This window comes from Nonomuraea marmarensis (assembly GCF_043197025.1).
GTDB lineage: Bacteria > Actinomycetota > Actinomycetes > Streptosporangiales > Streptosporangiaceae > Nonomuraea > Nonomuraea marmarensis.
Genome location: NZ_JBICRM010000108.1, coordinates 1 through 1,567, shown reverse-complemented (window position 1 = coordinate 1,567; position 1,567 = coordinate 1). Strand labels below are relative to the sequence as shown.

The window sequence follows — 1,567 nt, the reverse complement described above, 5'->3', positions numbered from 1 at the left end:
GCCGTTGGATCAGTCCCGGGTGGTTGTCAGCCGGTTGAAGTCAGCGGCAGGTGTTCCTCATCTGGAGCTATCGACTCGATGGTGACCTTATAGCCGAGGCGTTCCAGGCTCTTGACGTGATTGCGGGCCTGCCGGCGGACGTGCATCCGGGTTTCGTAGTAGTCGGCGCCCAGGTCCTGATAGCGGGCGCCGGCGTCAGACAGCAACGCGTGGATGATGACCAGCTGGGAGTTGCCGGTGGCGACCAGGGCTTTCTTTTTGGGCATGCGCCGGTTCAACCTGCGGTAGCGGGCGCCGAGGAAGGACTGGGTGTTTCCGGCGCCGATGGCCGCCTCGCCGAGTGCAGCGGCCAGGTAAGGATTGCCGCGGCCGGTGGCATTGCTGCCTTTGCGCTTGCCGGCCGACTTCTTCACTTGGGGCGCGAACTTGGCCCAGGAGACCAGGTGAGCAGGTGTGGCAAAGACGCTCATGTCGACACCGATCTCGGCGATGATGTCTGCGGCACCGACCGTGCCGATGCCGGGGATCTCATCCAGCTGCTCGACCTGGCGGGTATACGGCTCGATCAGTTGCTCGATCGTGGCGGTGAGGGCGGCGATCTGCCGGTCGTAGTGGTCGATGGTGACCAGCATCATCTGCAGCACCGCCACATGCTCCTCGGTGAGGAAGGAACAGTCCAGCGCCTGCTCCAACGCGGCGATCTTCATGCGCATCCGGCCCCGGGCCAGCTGAGCCAGCACCTTCGGGTCTCGCTGCCCGCCGATGATGGCCTGGAGCATGCCGCGGCCGGAGACTCCGAACAGGTCACTGATCAACGAGGTGAGCTTCAGATGGGCGTCCTCCAGGAGTTTTTCCACCCGCTGCTTCTCACTGGTGCTGGCCTGAACCAGACTGCGGCGATACCGGGTGTGGGTGCGCAGCCGGCGGATCGGCTCGGGCGGCACGAAACTGGAGGCGATCATTCCCCGCTCCACGATCTTTGCCAGCCAGATCGAGTCGGCCCGGTCCGTCTTCGGCCGCCCCGGCAGGGCCTTGACCTGCCCGGCGTTGTAGAGGTGGCAGTCAAACCCCTGCCCCTCCAACACGAAGAACGGAGGTTTCCAGTAATCGCCCGTCGCCTCCATCCCCACCGTGCTCACCTGCCAGCTGCGTAGCCAATCCGCCAGGTTCAGCAGTTCGGCGTGGGTGGTACCGAAGGTGCGAGACTCGCTCATCCGCCGTCCCGCCCTGGTCTCGCTGGGCACCCGGATGGTGGCCTCGATCTCCTTCTTGCCGATGTCCAACCCGGCGGCCCGATCCACAAACAGCGGTTCGTCCTCGACATCGCGCATCCGCGCCTCCTACCATGTGACGGCATTACCGGTAGGCGTGGCCGCTCACAGGAGCCAGGGGCATGAGGAAATCTAGTCCGCGGGCTCGAAGCACCAAAAAGCAGCCCTGGGTATGGCTCCCGGCGTCAGACTCATCCACGGGGTCCAAGCCCGCCAAGAGGTTACGACGTCAGTGAGCGGCCACGCCCACCCTCAGTCTCACCGATCACAGCACCCCCGCTGGCAACAATCCGGAG

1 protein-coding gene is annotated in these 1,567 nt (G+C 64.9%); it reads right to left on the bottom strand.

Annotated elements, in window-relative coordinates:
* Window positions 1-26 precede the first annotated feature (26 nt).
* Entirely contained in the window at window positions 27-1,331 is a 1,305-nt protein-coding gene (locus ACFLIM_RS50150; protein ID WP_393178009.1) for an IS110 family transposase, read from the bottom strand.
* Window positions 1,332-1,567 lie beyond the last annotated feature (236 nt).

Excerpts from the sequence above, each read along its gene's own strand:
- ACFLIM_RS50150 (WP_393178009.1), bottom strand. The coding sequence starts at position 1,331 with ATGCGCGATGTCGAGGACGAACCGCTGTTTGTGGATCGGGCCGCCGGG.